This is a genomic window from Saccharopolyspora sp. NPDC050642 (assembly GCF_040654735.1).
GTDB lineage: Bacteria > Actinomycetota > Actinomycetes > Mycobacteriales > Pseudonocardiaceae > Saccharopolyspora > Saccharopolyspora elongata.
Genome location: NZ_JBFAIN010000034.1, coordinates 73,885 through 91,570 on the forward strand (window position 1 = coordinate 73,885; position 17,686 = coordinate 91,570).

Here is a 17,686-nt window from a genome sequence, read left to right on the forward strand (position 1 = left end):
AGAGCCAATGCTGATCACCAACGTGCGCCCGTGGGGCGGCGAACCCGCGGACATCGAGATCCAGGACGGGCGGATCACCGCCATCACCCCGCACACCGCGCAGGCCGACCGCGCCGACGCGGTCGACGGCCGCGGCCGGCTCGCGCTGCCGTCGTTCTCCGACGTGCACTGCCACCTCGACTCGACCCGGATCGGCCTGCCGTTCCGCCCGCACACCGGCAGCCCGGGCATCTGGCCGATGGTCATGAACGACCGCGAGAACTGGCGCGACGCCGAGTGGAGCATCGCCGAACGCGCCACCTACACGCTCCGCCGCATGATCGAGCAGGGCACGACCCGCGTGCGCAGCTACGCGCAGATCGACGCGGACTGCAAGCTGGAGCGGTTCGAAGGCGTGCTCGCCGCGAAGGAAGCGCACCGCGACCGCTGCGACGTCGAGATCATCGCGTTCCCGCAGGCCGGTCTGCTGCGCGAGAAGGGCGTGCCGCCGCTGATCGACGAGGCGCTCTCGTCGGGCGCCGCCGTGGTCGGCGGCATCGACCCGTGCACGCTCGACCGGGATCCGGTGCGCCACCTGGACGTGCTGTTCGGGCTGGCGGAGAAGCACCAGGCGCCGATCGACGTCCACCTGCACGAGCCCGGCGAGCTCGGGGTGTTCTCCACCGACCTGATCCTGGAGCGGACCCGCGCGCTCGGCATGGCGGGGCAGGTCACCATCTCCCACGCCTACAGCCTTGGCAGCGTTTCCGAGGCCACCACCCGGCGGCTGATCGCGGAGTTCGCCGAGCTGGACATCTCGATGGCCACCGTCGCGCCCGCGCGGCACCACTCGCTGCCGCTGGCCGAGCTCACCGCCGCCGGTGTCCGCGTCGGGCTCGGCGAGGACGGCCAGCGCGACTACTGGTCGCCGTACGGCAACGCCGACATGCTCGACCGCACGTGGCAGCTCGCGTTCACCAACCAGTTCCGCGCCGACGAGCTCATCGAGCACTGCTACGCGGTGGCCTCCCGCGGCGGTGCGTCGATCCTCGACCGCTCGCTGCCGCGCGTCGCGTCGGTCGCCGACCGCCCGGGCCTCACCGTCGGCGACCAGGGCGATCTGCTGCTCGTCGACGGCGAAACCGTGACCTCCACCGTGATGGACCGCGGCCGCGACCGCACGGTGATCCACAACGGCCGCGTGGTCGCCGACGGCGGAAGCCTGACCGAGTAAGAGACGCCGACGGCGCGGCGTGCCCCCGCCGCGCCGTCGGTCCCGCGCCGCCGGGGGACGCGTCCCCGGCGGCGTTCTCGCGCGAAACCGGCGTCCGGCACGCGTGGTCTTGGCGGTTTCGCGCGAAACCGCCAAGACCTGGGTGACCTGCTCGGAGGGATCCAGGTGCTCACGGTGTCGGCGTGGGGAGCGCGCGAGCCGGCCCGCACCTACCGGAAGGCGCTCCGCCCTGAGCCGACCTGCGTATGCCACGCCGCGGCGCCCACATCGAGGGCGCCGACTCACTTCTCGAGTGCTGCGCGTTGCGCCGGGCTCAGGCGGTCCGGTCTCGTGGTGAGGACGTACGTCTCGGGCCCGCTGGCCCGCAGGGCGAGGGGGTCGGCGATCACCGGTTGACGCTGGATCGCGTCCAGCGCGGCGGTGGCACGCTCCCGGGGCCAGTCGAGCGCGGTGGCCAGCACGTCCAGGGTGAGCGGCCGGCCGGCGTGCACGAGGGCGGCGAGCACGGTCAGCGCGTCGTGCACGACGGCCTCGGCGAGGGTGCTGCCGCTCATCTGCTCGCTGAGCCGGGCGAAGAACCGGCCCATCTTGCCGAGTCGGGCGCCGGCGGTCGTGTCGGCGCCGAAGATCTCGATGCCCCGCTGTGCGGCGGTCGCGATCTCGCCGTGTGCGCCGGTGTCAGCCTGCCACGCCCGGAGCCAGACGTCGTCGTCGATGGCGTACCGCTCGCGGCGCCCACCGGGATCCTGTTGGCGCACCACCAATTCCATGGCTTCGAGGTAGCCGATGGACTTGGACACCGACGCCGGGCTGACCTGCAGCCGGTGCACCAGGTCGGCTGCCGTCAGGCCGTCGGCGGTGAGCAGGCAGACGAACACCCGGGCGGTCATCCGGGGCAGGCCGGTCGCGGCCAGCCGGGCCGCGAACTGGTCCATGAAGCCGCGCACGACCTCGGTCGACTGCCCATCGGTCGCCGGCTCGGCCGACCGGGCCGGCTTGCGCCGGCGGGCGCGGTGGCCGGCGGCCTGCTGCGCGTGGTCGGCCAGGTAGTCGCCTGATGCGGCGTTTCGCGCCACCTCGCGGCTGATCGTGGACGTCGGCCGGCCGAGCCGTCGGCCGATCTCGGCGTACCCGAGACCGTCGGCCAGCCATGCCGCGATCCGCCGGCGGTCCTCGTGGGTCAGCCTGCCTCCTGGCACCGGCACACCTCCTCTTGCATTCATCGACAGTACATTGCAACGATCCCATTTGGACAGTTGCATTCATTCACAATTCTGTTGCAACGATTGGCCTTTTGCTGAGGTTTTGCACGTACATCTCGTTGACTAGTTTTAAAACGCAACGTAGCTTTTCCTCATCTGGAAAGAGAGGGAACAACGATGCACGTAATGGCCGTGTCGACCGTCTCGGACGACGGCAAGTTCTGGAGTGGCCTGAAGACGGCGCACGCCAAGCTCCCCAAGGGCGCCAAGTGGAAGCTGGCGGTCGCGAGCAAGGACGGGGCCAAGGCGGTCAACGTCATCGATCACGACTCCATCGATGCCGTTCGGGACTTCTTCGAGCCGCACACCGGCACCTACGCCACGACGGAGTACTTCGAAGCGGACGCCGCGAACGCGGTCGGTCTCCCGCGATGACGATCGACGTCCCACGGATTCGAGCCCGGGTCGCGGAACTCCTGGCGGAGTACGGCATCCCGAGCGCCGCGATCGGTGTGCTCCACGGCGGAGAACTCGCCGAGCTCGCGGTCGGCGTCAAGAACGTGGAAACGCGGGAACCCGTTACGACGGACACCATCTACCAATGCGGCTCCATGACCAAGACGTGGACCGCGCTGGCCTTCATGCAGCTCGTCGACGAGGGGAAGGTCGATCTGGACGAGCCGGTGCGGACCTATATGCCCGGTTTCAAGGTTGCCGATCCGGAGGCAAGCGCCAAGGTCACCCCACGGCACCTGCTGTGCCACACCAACGGTATCGAGGAAGCCTACGGCGATCCCGGCGAAGACGACGACGTCTACGAGCGCATGGTCGAGAACATCGCCAACGCGCCCCAGGTCTTCCCGGTCGGCCACACCCACGGTTACAGCGCGGCGCTGGGATACGCGATTCTCGCGCGGATCCTGGAGGTGCACGATGGCAAACGCTGGGACGACGTCATGCGGGATCGCCTCTTCGACCCCATGGGCCTGACCAGCACGAGCAGCCGGCGCGAGCAGGTGGACGAAACCCGCGCCGCGACCGGCCACCTGATCCGTTCCCCGGAAGAAGGCCCCATCGTCACACCCGTGGACTACCTGCCGCGCGCCTTCGGCCCCGGCGGGGGCATCACCTCGACGCCCCGGGAGGTGCTCGCAATGGCGCACGTCCTGCTCGGCGAAGGCAAGGCGGCGAACGGAAAGCAGATCGTCTCGGCCGAAAGCATCCGGGAGATGATGCGTTCGCGGGTGCCCGTACCGGATCCGTACATGTTCGGGCCGGAATGGGCGCTCGGTCTGATCGCGTGCGACTGGCACGGCGAAACCGTCTACGCGGCCGACGGCAGCACGATCGGCCAGAACGCCCGGCTACGGATTCTGCCGGACTCGGGCACCGCCATCGCGATGCTGACGAACGGCGGACCGCGGGAAAGCTTCTACCGCAAGGTGTTCAACGAGATCCTGACCGACCTCGGCACGGTCACCATCCCGGACCTGCCCGCACCGGATGCGACGCGGAACCTCGACCTGTCCAGCTACGTTGGCGTCTACGAGCGCCCCGGCGCACGCTACGAGGTGTCGGCCGGAGGCGGGAGGCTGCACCTGACCCTGGTCCTCGACCCGACGCAGGCGGAATTCCTCCAGAAACCGGACCGAATCAGATATGAACTCCTCCCGGTGAGCGAGACGAATTTCCTGATGCCGCCAGTGGATTCCTTGGAGGACACCCAGACGGTCGCGATCTACGACTTCGCGGACGGCGCTGCCCGATACCTCCACACCAACTGCCGGGTGAACCCAAGATCAGGGTGACCGTGCGGACCTCGTTCACGTCGTCTGGCGTTGAAAGCAGCGTTCCAGGGCCGTGCCGATCTGGGTGGCATCGCGGTTGCGAGTCTCGGGCACGTAGCGGATAACCACACCGGTCCGGATATCGACCGCACCAGCGGCCAACCTGCCCGTGGGACAACCTCGTCTCCGGGCCGATGTCGGGATCGGCCTGTGCTCGGGTGATCGGTCTCGCTGTCCGAGTGGTTGCGAGTAGGCGGATTCTCCTTGCCTGCCACGTCAAGTAGCGGCCTTGCCGGTGAGGGAATCGAGCTGAGTCAGGATCGACGGATCGCTGATCTTCTCGTCTTCGGCGAGCAGGAGCACCTTGCTCAAAATGATGCTCGTCATCTGGTCCTCGTCGGCGAACGGCAGGAACAGCCGTCGGTGCGCCCTGGCGCCGAACGAGGCGGGCACCACGCAAAGGTGGCCGGCCGGAGCGATGTGGATGCTGCCGCTGGTCAGATGCACCCGGTAGGTCGCCCGGGTGCCGCGTACCACGGCCGAGTGCCCCTCGACGGTGACCCGGGTCAGCCCCAGGTCGGCGATGAGCGCCGCGAGCACCTGCGTCCGACTCGCCGCCTGCGTCGGCGATAGGTACTCCTCCGGCTGGGCGCCGGCGACCGACACCGCGAGGTCCAGGTCTCGCATGACCTCGGAGAACACCACGAGTGGCACGTCGACCAGCGGCACTGGGGTGCCGCCGACGCTGCCCGAGCCGGTCGAGGCGCCGTAGCAGCCCGGGTCACGGTCGCCGCCGGTCAGGAAGCGGATCTCGCCGACATGGACATCGCCCATCCCGAAGTAGCCGTGGAAATCGCAGCGCAGCGCGGCGATGAGGCCGTCGCCGACGGTGCGGGTCGCCTGGTGGTCGTCGTACTCGCCGTGGATGAACCAGCCCCGACCGGACAGCAACTGGCCCGCCACCCTGCCGTTGACCGTCTGACCGGCGAACCGCCGCGACACGTCGCCCGCCTCGCGTTCCGCCGGAGTGAGCACGTACAACTCCCGGAACGCCTGCTTGACCGGTTGCCGGAGCCGACGCCGCACGATCTCCGCCTGCCAGTCGGCGAGCACCCCCCGCTCGTGCAATTCGACAGGGTGGACAGCGGTGACCGGGCCGGTGATGTCGACCTGGTCGAGCAGGTCGATCACGCCTGCCCGGTCTCGCCAGAGCAACGCGGGCAGCATCGCCGCACCAGCCGGCAGTGACAGCAGTCGGGCCAGTTCGTCAGGCGCCAGCGTCCCGGCGGTAGCGACCAGCCGCTCCACCAGCCCGGTCCGCATCCGGCGAGCCTGGTCCCGCAGTCGCTCCTGGTGCTCACGCAGCTCCTGGTAGCCGGGGTCGGCGCGGACGGCGGCCGGCACCGACTTCAGCGCCTTGCCCGCCCGGCTGACCGTCATCGCCGGGTCGGCACCGTCGAACCGCAACGCGATCCGGTAGTCGCCGACCTCCGCCTCCATGGGGGTCTCGATGGCGATGCGCGCCTCGCAGTCCCATTCGAGACGGCTCGCCTCCGGAACTCCGGCTACCTGCGCCAAGTGGTCGAGGGCGACCGCGATCGCGGCGGCGTGGCTGTGCCTGCTGTTTGGACCGAGCTTGGCGCCCTTCTTCGCGGACTCGCGCAACGCCAGGTAGCGATCGAGGACCGTCTCGTCCGAAGCCAGGGGCAGCATCCCGAATGCGGCGATGCCCTGCAGCGCATTGTGCTTGACGCGCTTCAGCACCTGGGCACGGTTCCACCCCATGACCGCGGAGACCAGCTCGTTCGGTTCGAGCTCCAGCAGGCGCCGGGCGGCGTCCACACCGGCGTCCTCGATCGCGGCGAGGAAGACGGCCCGGTCCTGGCGGGTGGCTTCGCCGACTGGCATCGCCCGGATCAGGCGCAGCAACGGCGCGGCGCGTTCCAAGCCGAACAGCGGAAGCAGCGCGTCGGCGTCACCCGCACGCAGCCGCCACCCGAATACTCGGCGCTGCTCCTCCACCGGCCGATCCCGCAGCAAGTCGAGCAGGGTGGCGCATTCCGCGTCGGTAAGTTCCGCCGCGCCGAGGTGGTCTGCCACCCGCTCGTCGCCGTGCCAGGTCAGCGCCGCCCGAACGAACCGCAGGCCGCGCGGTACCAGCACCTTGGGCAGCTCGTCCCAGTCGGCCGGGGCTGGTGCGGAGACGAGCCGCCAGGTCAGCGCGTCCACGTGGTTCCGCACGGCGCCCGCGCAGGCCAGCGGCGGCGCGGTCGCATCACCGGTCGGCGCTTGGCCGATGATGGCGTAACCGAGGTAGCGGTCATCGGTGAAAGCCCGTTCGACCACGGCGGCGTCGAGGGCACCGGCCCGGTGCAGCCCGTCGAGAATCCGCGCCACGGTCTCCCTGCAAAGGGTGCCCAGCGGGGTGCAGACGAGCACCCGCAGCAGGCGGGTGTCGGTGGCGGCAATGGCCCGCTCCGCCACCTCGTCCAACAACAGCCGGTGCCGGACGTCGCGCCCGAGAAAGGCAGCGAGCAGGGCTTTCCGATGAGCCGTCGGCCACGGCGCATCCAGCAGGCCGGTGATGTCGTCCGGCCGGTCGACCGGGAAGCCGGCGTCGTAGAGCTCGTCCAGCTCCGCGACGATATCGGCCACGTGCGGTGCCAGGTTCCCGATCGTCTGGTCTTCGCCCTGCCTGATCCGGAGCCGGATCACCTCGGCGGTATCCCGCAGTCCCGCCACGTCGCCGGCCTCCAGCGCGACCCGCGCCCGGTCCACCAGCCGCCACAGCGCCCCGCGCTGTTCGTGGACGACGTCGATGTAGATCTCTGGTACGGATCGCTCCACCACGATCAGCCTCCCGCCAGCGCGACCAGCCGCAGGAACACGACCGGCTCACCCAGCCGAAGCGTGACCTCTTCGTCCAAGCCGACGACCTGCCGTCCGCCGACGAAGACCACGAACGTGCCCCGGGCGAAGGCCCGGTGCGCCCGCGCAGCCTCCGTGGTCACGTCCGGGTTCGCCGGCGCCTGCCGCGGCAACCTGATCGCACCGGTGCAGGCCTGCGCCCGGAGATCGTCGTTGGACAGGTACTGCCGGTCGAGGACGCGCCGGCAACGCACCGCGTCGGCGCGCAACTCCCGGATCTGCTCCTCGACCGCGCGCTGGATCAGCTCCCGCACCGTCGTGCGATCGCCGACCAGCCGCACCAGCACCGCCGGCACGTCACCGCCAGACGCGCCGGGCACCCGGCTGCGCACCTCGATGTCGACCACGGCCGCCACCATAGAACAGCGCCCTGTCAGGAATTGGCCACAGTGGAATACGCGGCGTTACCGCTCGGCGACCCGTAATGCGTGACACCTCCTTGGTCTGCCGACAGCTTTGCTGCGCATCGGCATTTGGTGCAGCCTGGCCCGGCCTTGACGCGGTTGCCAGGTGTGGTTCGCCAGGTGTGTCCGCAGTGGCAACGCCACCGGCATCGATCGCTGGAGTTGGGCCCCAGCAGATCTGGGCCAACATTCGGGCGTGTGAGGTTCTCGACGAACTCGGTGGCGATCTCGGGGTGTCGGTCGGCGGGTTCAGCCGCAGAGCAGCCGGGCCGGGTTGTCCTCCGTGATCCGCTCGAACTCCCCGTCGTCGATCCCCGCCTCTCGCAAGGCGTCCCGGAAAGTCGTCTGCAGGAACGTGTAGCCGGTGCCGCCGTATGCGCTGAGCTGCGATTTCACGCAGACGTCGTGGGAGAGCAGGATCTGGTCGACATGCCCCGCTCGCGCGAGCTCGACCACCAGCGCCACGCGCCGCCGCACCTCGTGCGGGTTCGCCGTGAAGATGGTGTCGATCCCGACGTAGGCCCCGCGCCGCGCGATTTCCAGCGCGTAGCCCGGCTTCTCGACCAGGTCGCAGTGCCCGATCGCGATCCGCTCCGGCGCGACGTCCTCCGCCGCGAGCAGGTCGAGCTGCGGCAGCCCGACCGGCCAGCGCGCCGCATGGGTGTAGATCGCCGCCCCGGTTGCGCGGTGGGCGCGGGCGGCTGCCCGGAAGGAACGCTCCTCCGCCGCCGAGATGTACCACTTGTCGGCGCCGATCTCGCCGATGATGCCGGCCCGGGTGCCGGTCCCCGGGAAGCCTTCGGTCAGGTCTCGGACCAGCTGCTCGGCGATCTGGTCCGGGTCGTGCCGGTCGAACCAGTCCCGGTCCAGGAACGGGTCGCGGTAGTGCCCGGTGCCCAGCACCACGTTGAGCCCGGCGGCCTTCGCGACGCGCGCGACGGCCAGGACGTTCTCCGGGTCTCGGGTGTCGCCTGCGGCGTCGCTGCGGGGGTCCGGGGCGGCTCCGACGGTCAGTTCCGCGGAGGTGAGGTCCACGATCGTGCCACCGCCGAGTTCGGCGAACGCGCCGACTTCCGCGGTGACCAGCCGCTCGTCGGTGATCAGGCCGTCGCCGCGGCGCTCGCGGAGCAGGTTGATGAACAGGTGCTCGTGCGGCAGGGTCGGGCCGAGCCGGTCGCGGTCGACCGGACCGGATGTGGTCATCGCGCTGGGCATGCTGATTCCTCTCAGGCCACCGATTCGAATTGGCGCGCTTGGCTTTTCGCCCCCAGGCGGCGCTGCGCGGCCAGGCTGCCGAGCAGGCTCCACACCGCGATCACGAGCAGCAGCGTCGCCGCGGGCCAGGAAGCGTTGCCGGACAGCACGAGCAGCTGGGTGGCGAAGTACGGCAGCAGGCCGCCGACCACCCCGGCGAGGTTGACGCCCATCGCGACGCCCGTGTAGCGCAGCGACGGCGGGAAGATCGACGCGATCAGGGTGCCCAGCGCAGCGTAGGTGATGGTGAGCATGCCGATCCCGACGGCCGCGCCCAGCACCACCAGCACCGGGGATCGCGTGTCGACCAGCAGGAACACCGGGAAGGCGGTGATCGCCGAGAGCAGCGAGCCGGCGACGCACATCCGGCCCGGGCCGAACCGGTCGGCCAGCCGGGCGCTCAGCGCCATCACCGGGAACTCCAGCGCCGCCGGGATCAGCGTCGCCGCGAGCATCACGTGCCTGGGCAGGCCCAGCGCGGTCGTGCCGTAGCCGACCAGGAACGTCGTCAGCAGGTACAGGCCGCCGGTGTTGGCGATGGTCGCCGACAACGCGATCACCACCTCCCGCCAATGGCCCCGCAGCACCGCCAGGACAGGCACCTTCTCCCGGGATTCCCTTTCGAACAAGGGGGATTCCTCGATCCGGCGCCGGACCTGGAAGCCGACCAGCAGCAGCGCGAACGAAACCAGGAACGGGATCCGCCAGCCCCACGCCACGAACTGCTCCTCTGGCAGCAGCGTCGCCAACGCCATCGCACCGCTGGACAGCAGCGTCCCCGCCGGCGCCCCGTACTGCGGCATCGCGCCGTACCAGCCGCGCCGCCCCTCTGGCGCGTGCTCGACCGCCATGAGCGTCGCACCGGACCACTCGCCGGCCGCCGAAAGCCCTTGCAGGCAGCGCAGAACGGCGAGCAGCACCGGGGCCATGAAGCCGATCTGCTGGTATCCCGGCAGCAGGCCGATCGCGCCGGTGGACAGGCCCATGATCAGCAGCGTGGCGGTCAGCGCCCGGCGGCGGCCGAGGCGGTCGCCGATGTGCCCGAACAGGATCCCGCCCAGCGGCCGGACGACGAAGCCGACCGCGAACGTGAGGAAGGAGGCGATCAGGCCGGTGCCCGGATCGAGATCGGGGAAGAAGACGCGGTCGAAGACCAGCGCGGCGGCCGCGCCGAAGAGGAAGTAGTCGTACCACTCCAACGCCGTGCCGATGAACGCCGCGGAAGCGACTCGCCGCAGTTCTCTGGTGCCGTGCATCCCATCACTCCCGCCGCGATCCGATCCGATCGGACCGTGTCCGTCGATCGATCGATCGAGTAGCAGGGATCGTAAGGCGGCCGACCGAGGGCCGCAAGACCCGTCTCCACACGTCCACAGTGGATTCTTCCGGCGCCGGTGTTGAACCTGACGTAGCGGGAGGTTCTAGTGTCGTTCCCGTGACCGGAACCGGGGGCGAGAAGCAGCCGCAGTGGAGCGTTGGGGCGCTGGCCAGGGCTACCCGCCTGACCGTGCGCACGCTGCACCACTACGACGAGCTCGGGCTGCTGCGGGCCGGCGAGCGAACCCGGTCCGGGCACCGCCGGTACACCGAGCACGACCTGCAGCGGCTCTACCAGATCCGGCTGCTGCGGCAGCTGGGGATGTCTCTGGAGGAGATCGGCGATGTGCTGGCCGATCCCGCCGCGCTGCGCGAGGTGCTCGTCGGCCACCTCGACCAGCTCGACGAGCAGGCCGGCCGGCTGGACGCGCTGCGAGGCCGGACCAGGAACCTGCTGGAGCAGCTGGACGGCTCGTGGCGCCCGGAGAGCGGCGAGTTCCTCACCGCGCTGGGCCGGATGACCACGATCGACCAGTACATCACCGACGAGCAGCAGGCCGTCCTGGACGAACGCGCCGACGCGCTCGGCGCTGAGGGCAGGAAGCTGCTGGACGCGGAATGGCCGCTGGTGGCGGCGAAGCTGGTGCGGCACTGCCAGGCCGCCGACCCGGTGGACGATCCCGAGGTGCAGCGCGCCACGCGGCGCCTGTTCGAGCTCGGCGACCTGTTCACCGGCGGCGACCCCGCGATCCTGCAGACGATGCTCCGCTTCCTCCGGGAACGCGCCGTCCCCGACGACCGGGGCTTCGTGTTCGGCGAGGACTTCTTGGACTACCTGGACCGCGCCTGCTCGGTCATGCGGAAGAGCTGAACTCGACGAAAAGCCCGAACGGAAGTTGCGGGCTCGACCTGTCATGCCCTGGGAACGGAAGGGGAAAACATGTTGCGCACGACGACGATCCTCGCCGCCGCGCTGCTGCTCGCCGCCGGCGGCACCGCGCACGCGGAGCCGACGACCTTGCGGCTACCGGCGCCGACCGGACCGCACCGGCTCGGCACCACGATGCTGCACCTGGTCGACCGCGACCGGACCGACCCGTGGAACGGCACCGCCAGGGAACTGATGGTCACGGTGTTCTACCCCGCGAGCACCGTCCGCGGATACCCGGTCGCACCGCAGCTGACGCCCGCGGCGGCCGAGGTGTTCAAGGGCTTCGACCCGGTCCACCTGCATCCGGAGCTGCCGGACGAGGGCGTGGACTGGGCGGCCACCGCGACCCACTCGCACACCGGCGCGCCCGCGCAGCCCGTCGCGCGCCCGGTGCTGCTCTACAGCCCGGGCGGCGCCGACCCGCGCACGATCGGCACCGGGCTCGCCGAAGAACTCGCCAGCCACGGCAACGTCGTGGTGACCATCGACCACCCCGGCGAAACCAGCGAGGTCGAATTCCCCGGCGGCCGGGTGCGCACGATCGACGTCCCCGGCGATCCCCGGACCGACCCGGAGCTGTTCCGCACCATGCTCGACACCCGGGTCGCCGACACCCGGTTCGTCCTGGACCGGCTGGGCGACCTGGCCGCCGGGCGCAACCCGGACGTGGAAGCACGCGCGCTGCCCGAGAACCTCGGCCGGGAGCTGGACCTGCGGCGGATCGGCGCGTACGGCCACTCCGCAGGCGGCGCGACGGTGGCCGAGGCGCTGTACGAGGACCGGCGCATCGACGCCGCCGTCAACATGGAGGGCTACCTCGACTACCTGCCGGAACAACCCGGCCAGGACGGCGAACTGCTCCCGGTGGCCCGGGACGGCGTGGACCGGCCGTTGCTGTTGCTGGGCACCGATGGCTTCCGCGACGAGCGCTTCGAGCGCACCTGGACGGCGATGCTCGCCCACCGGGGATGCACCCGCTGGGAACAGCTCGACAACGCCACGCACTGGGTGTTCACCGACTACGGCGCCCAAGCGCCCCAGCTCCAGGACGCCGGGCTGATGAGCGCCGAGGACCGGGCGAAGCTGGTCGGCGCGATCGACCCGGCCGAATCGGTGCCCGCGATCCGCGACCACGTGCGCACGTTCTTCGCACGACACCTACCCCGCTGACGGGCGACGGCTCCACTGTGGTCAGTCGCGCCCGCCCATCTCCCGCTCTTCGTCCGCCCAGGCCGAGAGCCCTGCCAGAAAGCCTGCCCGGTCGCTCGCCGAAAGCTTCGACATCGCCCGCACCAGCGGCGCGCAGCGGATGGCGACGAACTCCTCGTACACCTCGCGAACACCCGGCGGGAAGGACACCAGGGTCCGCCTGCGGTTGGCGGGGTCTTCCTCGCGGACGACGAGCCCGGACCGGCCGAGCGCGCCGACCAGTTCGCTCACGGTCGACAGCGACAGCCGCAGCCGCTTCGCGAGCTCACTGACGCTCGCCGGCTCCCCGGCCATGAGCTGGGTGAGCACCGCGCCGTGACGCGCGCTCAGGCCGTGTTCCTCGAAGGTCGTGCGCAGCTGTTCGGGCATCTCGCTGCGCACGCGCCGGAACGACGCCGCGATCAGCGGGATCTGGCCGAGCACCAGCAGTTCCGCCGAAGTGGGGCGCGGCGCGTCGGGACTCGTCTCGGGCGTTGCGGTCACGGCACCATGATATCTATGTTTGGAGATCCAAACTAATCTGATTTCCGAAGCAACCCGGAGGAGCTCCCATGCACAGCACGGTGCTGGCCGTCCACGTCACCCTCGCCCTGCTGCTCACCGTCATGCTCGGCGTGCAGACCGCCGAACTCAGCCGACTCCGCCGCGACGCGGCCGGGCAGCGCGCGCCCGGACTTGAGGTGCTGGTGAACGTGATACCGCTGGTCAACGTCCTGGTCGCGGCCAGCGGCGGAATCCTGCTGCGGCAGGGCTCCGAGGTCGGCGCCTGGGTCGCGGCCGGGATCGTCTCCAGCATCTCGATCCTGGCGACCTCGATCTACACGAGCAGGCTGCTGCGCCGGCCGGGCCGGCTCTCCCGCCAGGCGAACGCGGGAACCGCGGCGGTCCAGTGGGGCGCACCGGCGTTCACCCTGGCCGGCGCGTTCCTCATGGCGGCCCGCCCGATGGACTTCGCGGTCGCGTTCGCGCCGGTGGCGCTGGCCGTCGTGGTCACCGCCGCGGCGTACTTCCGCGCCACCAGCGCCAGCCCCGCCAGCGCATGAGACCTGTCCCCGACTTCGGTCGCGGACGCCTCAGCACGTCGGCCATCGGCCGAAGGCCGACGGCCGCGTCCGGCCCGACCGCAGTTTCCCCTGCGACTCCGCCCGCGCCGAGCGGGCGGAGCCCGGTTCCCGCGAAATCGCCTCCTGGGATTGCGATTTCGCGCTAAATCGCCGCTAGCACCGCTCGGCGTACCAGGTGGGAGGTTCGCCGAACATGTCCTTGAAGTCCCGGGCGAAGTGCGCCTGGTCGGCGTAGCCGAGTTCGGCCGCGAGCGCCGCCCAGTTCCCCTCCCCCATCCGCTCGGTCGCCTCGCGCAGCCGGTAGCGGCGGATCACCCACTTCGGCCCGATCCCGACGTACTCCGCGAACAGCCGCTGCAGCCGGCGGACGCTCGTGCCGAGCTCATCGGCGAGCGCGTCGACCCTGGTGATCTGGGGTTCCGCGGCGATCAGCGCGACGATTTCCGCGGCCTCGTCGGCCTTCGGGTCGGGCCGCGGCAAGCGAGCCCGGAGGAACCGCTCGACCTCGGCCACATCCGGCGCGTCCGGCAGCCCAGCGCCGAAGATCTCGCGCGCGTCGATCGACCGGTCCGTGATCGTCGAGACCGATGCGCCTAGGAACGGCCGGAAGCAGCCGGGCCGGAACGCCACCCCGAACACCCCGCTGCAGCCTTCCAGCACCCTGGTCTGGTGGCCGCTGAAGACGCCGTTCACGGTCGCGCCGCCGTCCTGGAACGTCAGGTGCACGTTCGGGAAGGGCACGATCAGCTGCCGGTAGGGCTCGCGGTAGTCCCAGGAAACGACCCAGTAGCGCTCGACGTGGCGGGCGAGGTCCGGTGACGGGGCGTGGGTGGCGTGGCGCTGGTACTTCGTCCACGCACCCCCGAGTCCGCGGGCGTCCCTGGTCACGGGTGGATCCTATGTCGCGTTCGTTCAAGACGTCGGCCGCCCGCCGTGCTTGTCTGGGGCCATGTCCGAAGCACAGTTCCTGACCCGCGCGGCCGCGTCGCTGCGGGAAGTCGTTCGCAACATCAAGCCCGACCAGCTCGACGCCCCGACGCCGTGCGCCGAGTACGACGTGCGCAAGCTGGTGAACCACCTGCTGTTCTGGGGGCCGTCGCTGGAGGCCGCCGCGCGCAAGGAGACGGTGCCGCCGCCCGCCGAAGCCGAGCAGGACCTGGACCTGACCGGCAGCGACTGGGCCGCGGACCTGGTGGCACTGCTGGACCGCACCGCGGGCTCCTGGAGCGAGCCGGGCGCGTGGGAAGGCACCACGCACATGGGCGGCCCGACGGAACTGCCCGCCTCGCTGGTCGGCGGCATGATCGTGGTGGAGCTGGTGGTGCACGGCTGGGATCTGGCGAAGGCCACCGGACAGCGCGTGGCGCCGGACGACGACGTCCTCGACTACGTGCACGGCGAGGTCGCGAAAACCGCCGAGCAGGGCCGGGCGATGGGCGTCTACGACGCCGAGGTCACCGTCCCGGCCACTTCGTCCACATTGGACCAGATCCTCGGCCTGGCGGGGCGGAACCCCGCCTGGTCGCCCTGACCGGGAGCTTCAAGGTTTCCGCTGGTCACTCGGCCCGTGAGTGTTTTGGAGTGCTTTAGCGCTCCAAAACACTCACGACCTCAAGTCGGCGGCGCGGGCGCGGCGGCGGTCGAGCTTGCCCTTCCAGCCCGCGATGGCGCCGAGCAGGAACAGGCCGCCGATCACCATCAGGGCGATCGAGAAACCCTTCGGAACGCCGATGGTGTGCTCCGGCGTGAAGCCATCGGCGACTGCGGCCCGCAGCCCGAGCAGGAACGAGACGCCGAGACCGCCCAGCGTGATGGCCGGCGCGATGGCGCCGAGCGCGAAACCGCCCACGACGGACGCCGCGATGCCGCCCACGATCGCCAGGGGCATCGCGCCGCCCAGTGCGTCGTTGGTGGCACAGGAACCGCCGCCGCAATCCCAGTCCAGCGTGTCGACGTAGTGCGCGAACGAGTGCAGCGCCCACCAGGTCAACGGCGTGAGCACCAACCACACCACCGCCATGATGATCCGGTGGTGGCGACGGACGAACCGCCACACGGGCGCCCACGAGGATTCCATGAGCTCAGCCTAAGCGGTCGTTTCAGGATGGGGCGTGGTGTGGCGATTTCGCGCGAAATCGCCCCGGGAACCGGAGCGGCCTCGGAAGCCACGAAGCGGACCGGCGGCGCGCACCACCCGGCGCGCGACTAGAAATCGAACGCCGCCTGCGCGCCTTCGGTGTTGCGCCGCTCGAAGTCAAGCAGGTGCTGCTTCCGGCCCAGCCCGCCGCCGTAGCCGGTCAGGCTGCCGTTGGAGCCGACGACCCGGTGGCAGGGCACGATGATGCCGATCGGGTTCTTGCCGTTGGCCAGGCCGACGGCCCGAGAGGCGCTCGGCTTCCCGATCCGCTCAGCCAGCTCGCCGTAGGAAATCGTTTCGCCGTAAGGGATTTCGCACAGGGCGGCCCACACGGTGCGCTGGAACGGGGTGCCGGCCGGCGCCATCGCCAGGTCGAACTCGCTGCGCTGCCCCGCGAAGTACTCGCCCAGCTGCTCGATCACCGGCCCGAACGGCGTCGCGTCCGGCTCGCCGAAGTTCTCCTCGGGCGGGCGATGGCGCTGGTCTTCCATGTAGAGACCGGTCAGGGCCCCGTCGACGGCGACGAGGGTGAGCGGCCCGACGGGGCTGTCGATGACGGTCTTCACCGAATGCACGGAAATCCTCTCCTCAGGCGGGAAGCCGGTTGATCGCGTGGTCGCCGGTCGCCCACAGGTACTGCACGGCGTACGCCCGCCAGGGGCGCCAAGCGGCCGCATGCCGGGTCAGCGCCGCTGGCGTCGAGGGCAGCCCCAGGTTACGGGCGGCGTACCGGATGCCGAGGTCGGTGGGCACGAACGCATCGGGATCACCCATGGCGCGCATGGCGACCGTCTCGACGGTCCACGGGCCGAAACCCGGCAGCTCGGCGAGCTGGGCGCGGGTCCGGTGCCAGTCGCTGCCGACGCTCAGGTCGATGCCGCCGGCGGCCAGGGCGCCGATCAGCGTCGTGATCGTCTTCCGCCGCGACTGCGGGAAGGCGAGCGTCTCCGGGTCGAGCTCGGCCAGCGCCGCCGCGTCCGGGAACAGGTGGGTCAGCCCGCCCGCTGGGTCATCGACGGGCTCGCCATGGGCGGTGACCAGCCGAGCGGCATGCGTCCGGGCCGCCGCGGTGGAAACCTGCTGCCCGAGCACGGCCCGCACCGCGAACTCGGCGGCGTCGACGGTCCGCGGCACCCGCCGCCCCGGCTCCTTCTCGACCAGCGGCGCGAGCACCGGATCCGCGCGCAGGAGATCGTCGACGGCGACCGGATCGGCGTCGAGGTCGAGCAGCCAGCGGCAGCGGGTGATGGCGGCCGACAGATCCCGCAGATCGGTCAGGGTCAACCGGCAGTCGATGTACTCGGGCTGCGGCCGGAGCGTGACGACGCCGTGCCCGTGCGGCAGGCGCAAGGTGCGGCGATAGGCCCCGTCGCGCCACTCCTCGACCCCGGGCACGGCGGTGGCGGCGAGGTGCCCGAAGAGGTTGTCCGGGCACAAAGGCGCCCGGAACGGCAACCGCAACGCCAACGATCCGGCGGCGGCCGGCTGCCGCTTCGAAGCGCGCGCCCGCAGCTCGGTCGGGACGAGCCCGAAGACCTCGCGCACGGTGTCGTTGAACGTCCGCACGCTGGCGAAACCAGCAGCGAACGCGACATCGCTCATGGGCACGGACGTGGTCTCGATCAGCAGCCGCGCTGTCTGCGCGCGCTGAGCCCTGGCCAGCGCAAGCGGCCCGGCCCCCAGCTCGGCCAGCAGCTGCCGCTGGATCTGCCGCACGCTGTACCCCAGCCGCGCGGCGAGCCCCGGAACGCCTTCCCGGTCGACGACGCCATCAGCGATCAGCCGCATCGCCCGGCCCACCAGGTCCGCCCGCTCGTTCCACTGCGGCGAGCCGGGGCTGGCATCGGGCCGACACCGCTTGCAGGCCCGGAACCCAGCCTGCTGAGCAGCGGCGGCGCTCGGATAGAACCGCATGTTCTCCACCTTGGGCGGAACGACCGGACAACTGGGCCGGCAGTAGATCCCGGTGCTGATCACGGCGGTGAAAAACCACCCATCGAACCGAGAGTCCTTCGACTGAACGGCCCGAACACACCGCGCCACATCCTCATGCATGCCAACCAGCATCACCACAGCACCAAGCCAGCGCTAGCGAAAAAACGACATCTACGTGTCAGTCCAGCCCCCTCAGCGGCGACCCCGACTGGCCATACCCGCCCCGGCACACCTCCCCGAGTTAGGGTTCGTGGGGGGTTTTTGGGGGGTGTGGAGGGGCCAAAACACAACAACACAATACACAA

The 17,686-nt window shown here is 70.6% G+C and carries 18 protein-coding genes and 1 pseudogene; 7 read left to right on the top strand and 12 right to left on the bottom strand.

Annotated elements, in window-relative coordinates:
- The first annotated feature begins 7 nt into the window (after positions 1 to 7).
- Positions 8 to 1,213, top strand: a complete 1,206-nt coding sequence (locus AB0H93_RS34790; protein ID WP_358578842.1) for an amidohydrolase — start codon at positions 8 to 10, stop codon at positions 1,211 to 1,213.
- 281 nt (positions 1,214 to 1,494) lie between these two features.
- On the opposite strand, the gene AB0H93_RS34795 is transcribed toward AB0H93_RS34790, so the two are convergent.
- Together AB0H93_RS34795 and AB0H93_RS34800 are read right to left on the bottom strand one after the other, a co-directional pair.
- On the bottom strand, positions 1,495 to 2,148 hold the full coding sequence (locus AB0H93_RS34795; RefSeq protein ID WP_358578891.1) for a helix-turn-helix domain-containing protein: 654 nt from the start codon (positions 2,146 to 2,148) through the stop codon (positions 1,495 to 1,497).
- A 51-nt stretch (positions 2,149 to 2,199) separates the two neighbouring features.
- A pseudogene (locus tag AB0H93_RS34800) lies at positions 2,200 to 2,475 on the bottom strand (helix-turn-helix domain-containing protein); the annotation flags it as partial.
- A 126-nt stretch (positions 2,476 to 2,601) separates the two neighbouring features.
- Between AB0H93_RS34800 and AB0H93_RS34805 the strand changes: the two are divergent.
- Both AB0H93_RS34805 and AB0H93_RS34810 read left to right on the top strand, forming a co-directional pair.
- Positions 2,602 to 2,850 carry a hypothetical protein gene (locus AB0H93_RS34805; protein WP_358578844.1) on the top strand — a complete coding sequence of 83 codons (249 nt, stop codon included), beginning with the start codon at positions 2,602 to 2,604 and terminating at the stop codon, positions 2,848 to 2,850.
- Positions 2,847 to 4,223, top strand: coding sequence for a serine hydrolase (locus AB0H93_RS34810; protein WP_358578846.1), 1,377 nt, complete (start codon positions 2,847 to 2,849; stop codon positions 4,221 to 4,223). The genes AB0H93_RS34805 and AB0H93_RS34810 overlap by 4 nt, the downstream gene beginning before the upstream one ends.
- A gap of 255 nt (positions 4,224 to 4,478) precedes the next feature.
- On the opposite strand, the gene AB0H93_RS34815 is transcribed toward AB0H93_RS34810, so the two are convergent.
- From AB0H93_RS34815 to AB0H93_RS34835, 5 genes are read right to left on the bottom strand one after another with little or no spacing between them, the layout of a single operon-like run.
- A complete protein-coding gene (locus AB0H93_RS34815; protein WP_358578848.1) occupies positions 4,479 to 7,052 on the bottom strand; it encodes a DUF4132 domain-containing protein in 2,574 nt (857 codons plus the stop codon).
- A gap of 2 nt (positions 7,053 to 7,054) precedes the next feature.
- The gene (locus AB0H93_RS34820) at positions 7,055 to 7,477 is read right to left on the bottom strand and encodes a hypothetical protein (protein ID WP_358578850.1); all 423 of its coding nucleotides are present in this window, start codon (positions 7,475 to 7,477) and stop codon (positions 7,055 to 7,057) included.
- A gap of 26 nt (positions 7,478 to 7,503) precedes the next feature.
- Positions 7,504 to 7,761 carry a zinc-ribbon domain-containing protein gene (locus AB0H93_RS34825; RefSeq protein ID WP_358578893.1) on the bottom strand — a complete coding sequence of 86 codons (258 nt, stop codon included), beginning with the start codon at positions 7,759 to 7,761 and terminating at the stop codon, positions 7,504 to 7,506.
- 22 nt (positions 7,762 to 7,783) lie between these two features.
- Positions 7,784 to 8,749: a hypothetical protein gene (locus tag AB0H93_RS34830; RefSeq protein ID WP_358578853.1), complete on the bottom strand. Its 966-nt coding sequence runs from the start codon at positions 8,747 to 8,749 to the stop codon at positions 7,784 to 7,786.
- Between the two features lie 11 nt (positions 8,750 to 8,760).
- Positions 8,761 to 10,044 carry an MFS transporter gene (locus AB0H93_RS34835; protein ID WP_358578855.1) on the bottom strand — a complete coding sequence of 428 codons (1,284 nt, stop codon included), beginning with the start codon at positions 10,042 to 10,044 and terminating at the stop codon, positions 8,761 to 8,763.
- 179 nt (positions 10,045 to 10,223) lie between these two features.
- Here AB0H93_RS34835 and AB0H93_RS34840 point away from each other — a divergent pair, with 179 nt between their 5' ends.
- Entirely contained in the window at positions 10,224 to 10,976 is a 753-nt protein-coding gene (locus tag AB0H93_RS34840) for a MerR family transcriptional regulator (protein WP_358578858.1), read from the top strand.
- 69 nt (positions 10,977 to 11,045) lie between these two features.
- A complete protein-coding gene (locus AB0H93_RS34845) occupies positions 11,046 to 12,206 on the top strand; it encodes an alpha/beta hydrolase (protein ID WP_358578860.1) in 1,161 nt (386 codons plus the stop codon).
- Positions 12,207 to 12,227: 21 nt separating this feature from the next.
- Here the strand turns inward: AB0H93_RS34845 and AB0H93_RS34850 are convergent, their stop codons facing one another.
- Positions 12,228 to 12,728 (bottom strand): MarR family transcriptional regulator, encoded by a 501-nt coding sequence (locus AB0H93_RS34850; RefSeq protein ID WP_358578863.1) that lies wholly within the window; start codon positions 12,726 to 12,728, stop codon positions 12,228 to 12,230.
- Positions 12,729 to 12,796: 68 nt separating this feature from the next.
- Here AB0H93_RS34850 and AB0H93_RS34855 point away from each other — a divergent pair, with 68 nt between their 5' ends.
- A complete protein-coding gene (locus tag AB0H93_RS34855) occupies positions 12,797 to 13,288 on the top strand; it encodes a hypothetical protein (RefSeq protein WP_358578866.1) in 492 nt (163 codons plus the stop codon).
- 174 nt (positions 13,289 to 13,462) lie between these two features.
- Here the strand turns inward: AB0H93_RS34855 and AB0H93_RS34860 are convergent, their stop codons facing one another.
- Complete coding sequence (locus tag AB0H93_RS34860; RefSeq protein ID WP_358578869.1) at positions 13,463 to 14,197, bottom strand: helix-turn-helix domain-containing protein; 735 nt, start codon at positions 14,195 to 14,197, stop codon at positions 13,463 to 13,465.
- A gap of 61 nt (positions 14,198 to 14,258) precedes the next feature.
- Between AB0H93_RS34860 and AB0H93_RS34865 the strand changes: the two genes are divergently transcribed.
- Positions 14,259 to 14,840, top strand: coding sequence for a TIGR03086 family metal-binding protein (locus AB0H93_RS34865; RefSeq protein WP_358578871.1), 582 nt, complete (start codon positions 14,259 to 14,261; stop codon positions 14,838 to 14,840).
- Between the two features lie 72 nt (positions 14,841 to 14,912).
- Here AB0H93_RS34865 and AB0H93_RS34870 read toward each other — a convergent pair whose 3' ends face one another.
- From AB0H93_RS34870 to AB0H93_RS34880, 3 genes are all read right to left on the bottom strand, one after another.
- The gene (locus tag AB0H93_RS34870) at positions 14,913 to 15,386 is read right to left on the bottom strand and encodes a hypothetical protein (protein WP_358578874.1); all 474 of its coding nucleotides are present in this window, start codon (positions 15,384 to 15,386) and stop codon (positions 14,913 to 14,915) included.
- A gap of 128 nt (positions 15,387 to 15,514) precedes the next feature.
- The gene (locus tag AB0H93_RS34875; protein ID WP_358578876.1) at positions 15,515 to 16,021 is read right to left on the bottom strand and encodes a methylated-DNA--[protein]-cysteine S-methyltransferase; all 507 of its coding nucleotides are present in this window, start codon (positions 16,019 to 16,021) and stop codon (positions 15,515 to 15,517) included.
- Between the two features lie 13 nt (positions 16,022 to 16,034).
- Entirely contained in the window at positions 16,035 to 17,501 is a 1,467-nt protein-coding gene (locus tag AB0H93_RS34880; RefSeq protein ID WP_358578879.1) for an AlkA N-terminal domain-containing protein, read from the bottom strand.
- Between the last annotated feature and the right edge of the window lie 185 nt (positions 17,502 to 17,686).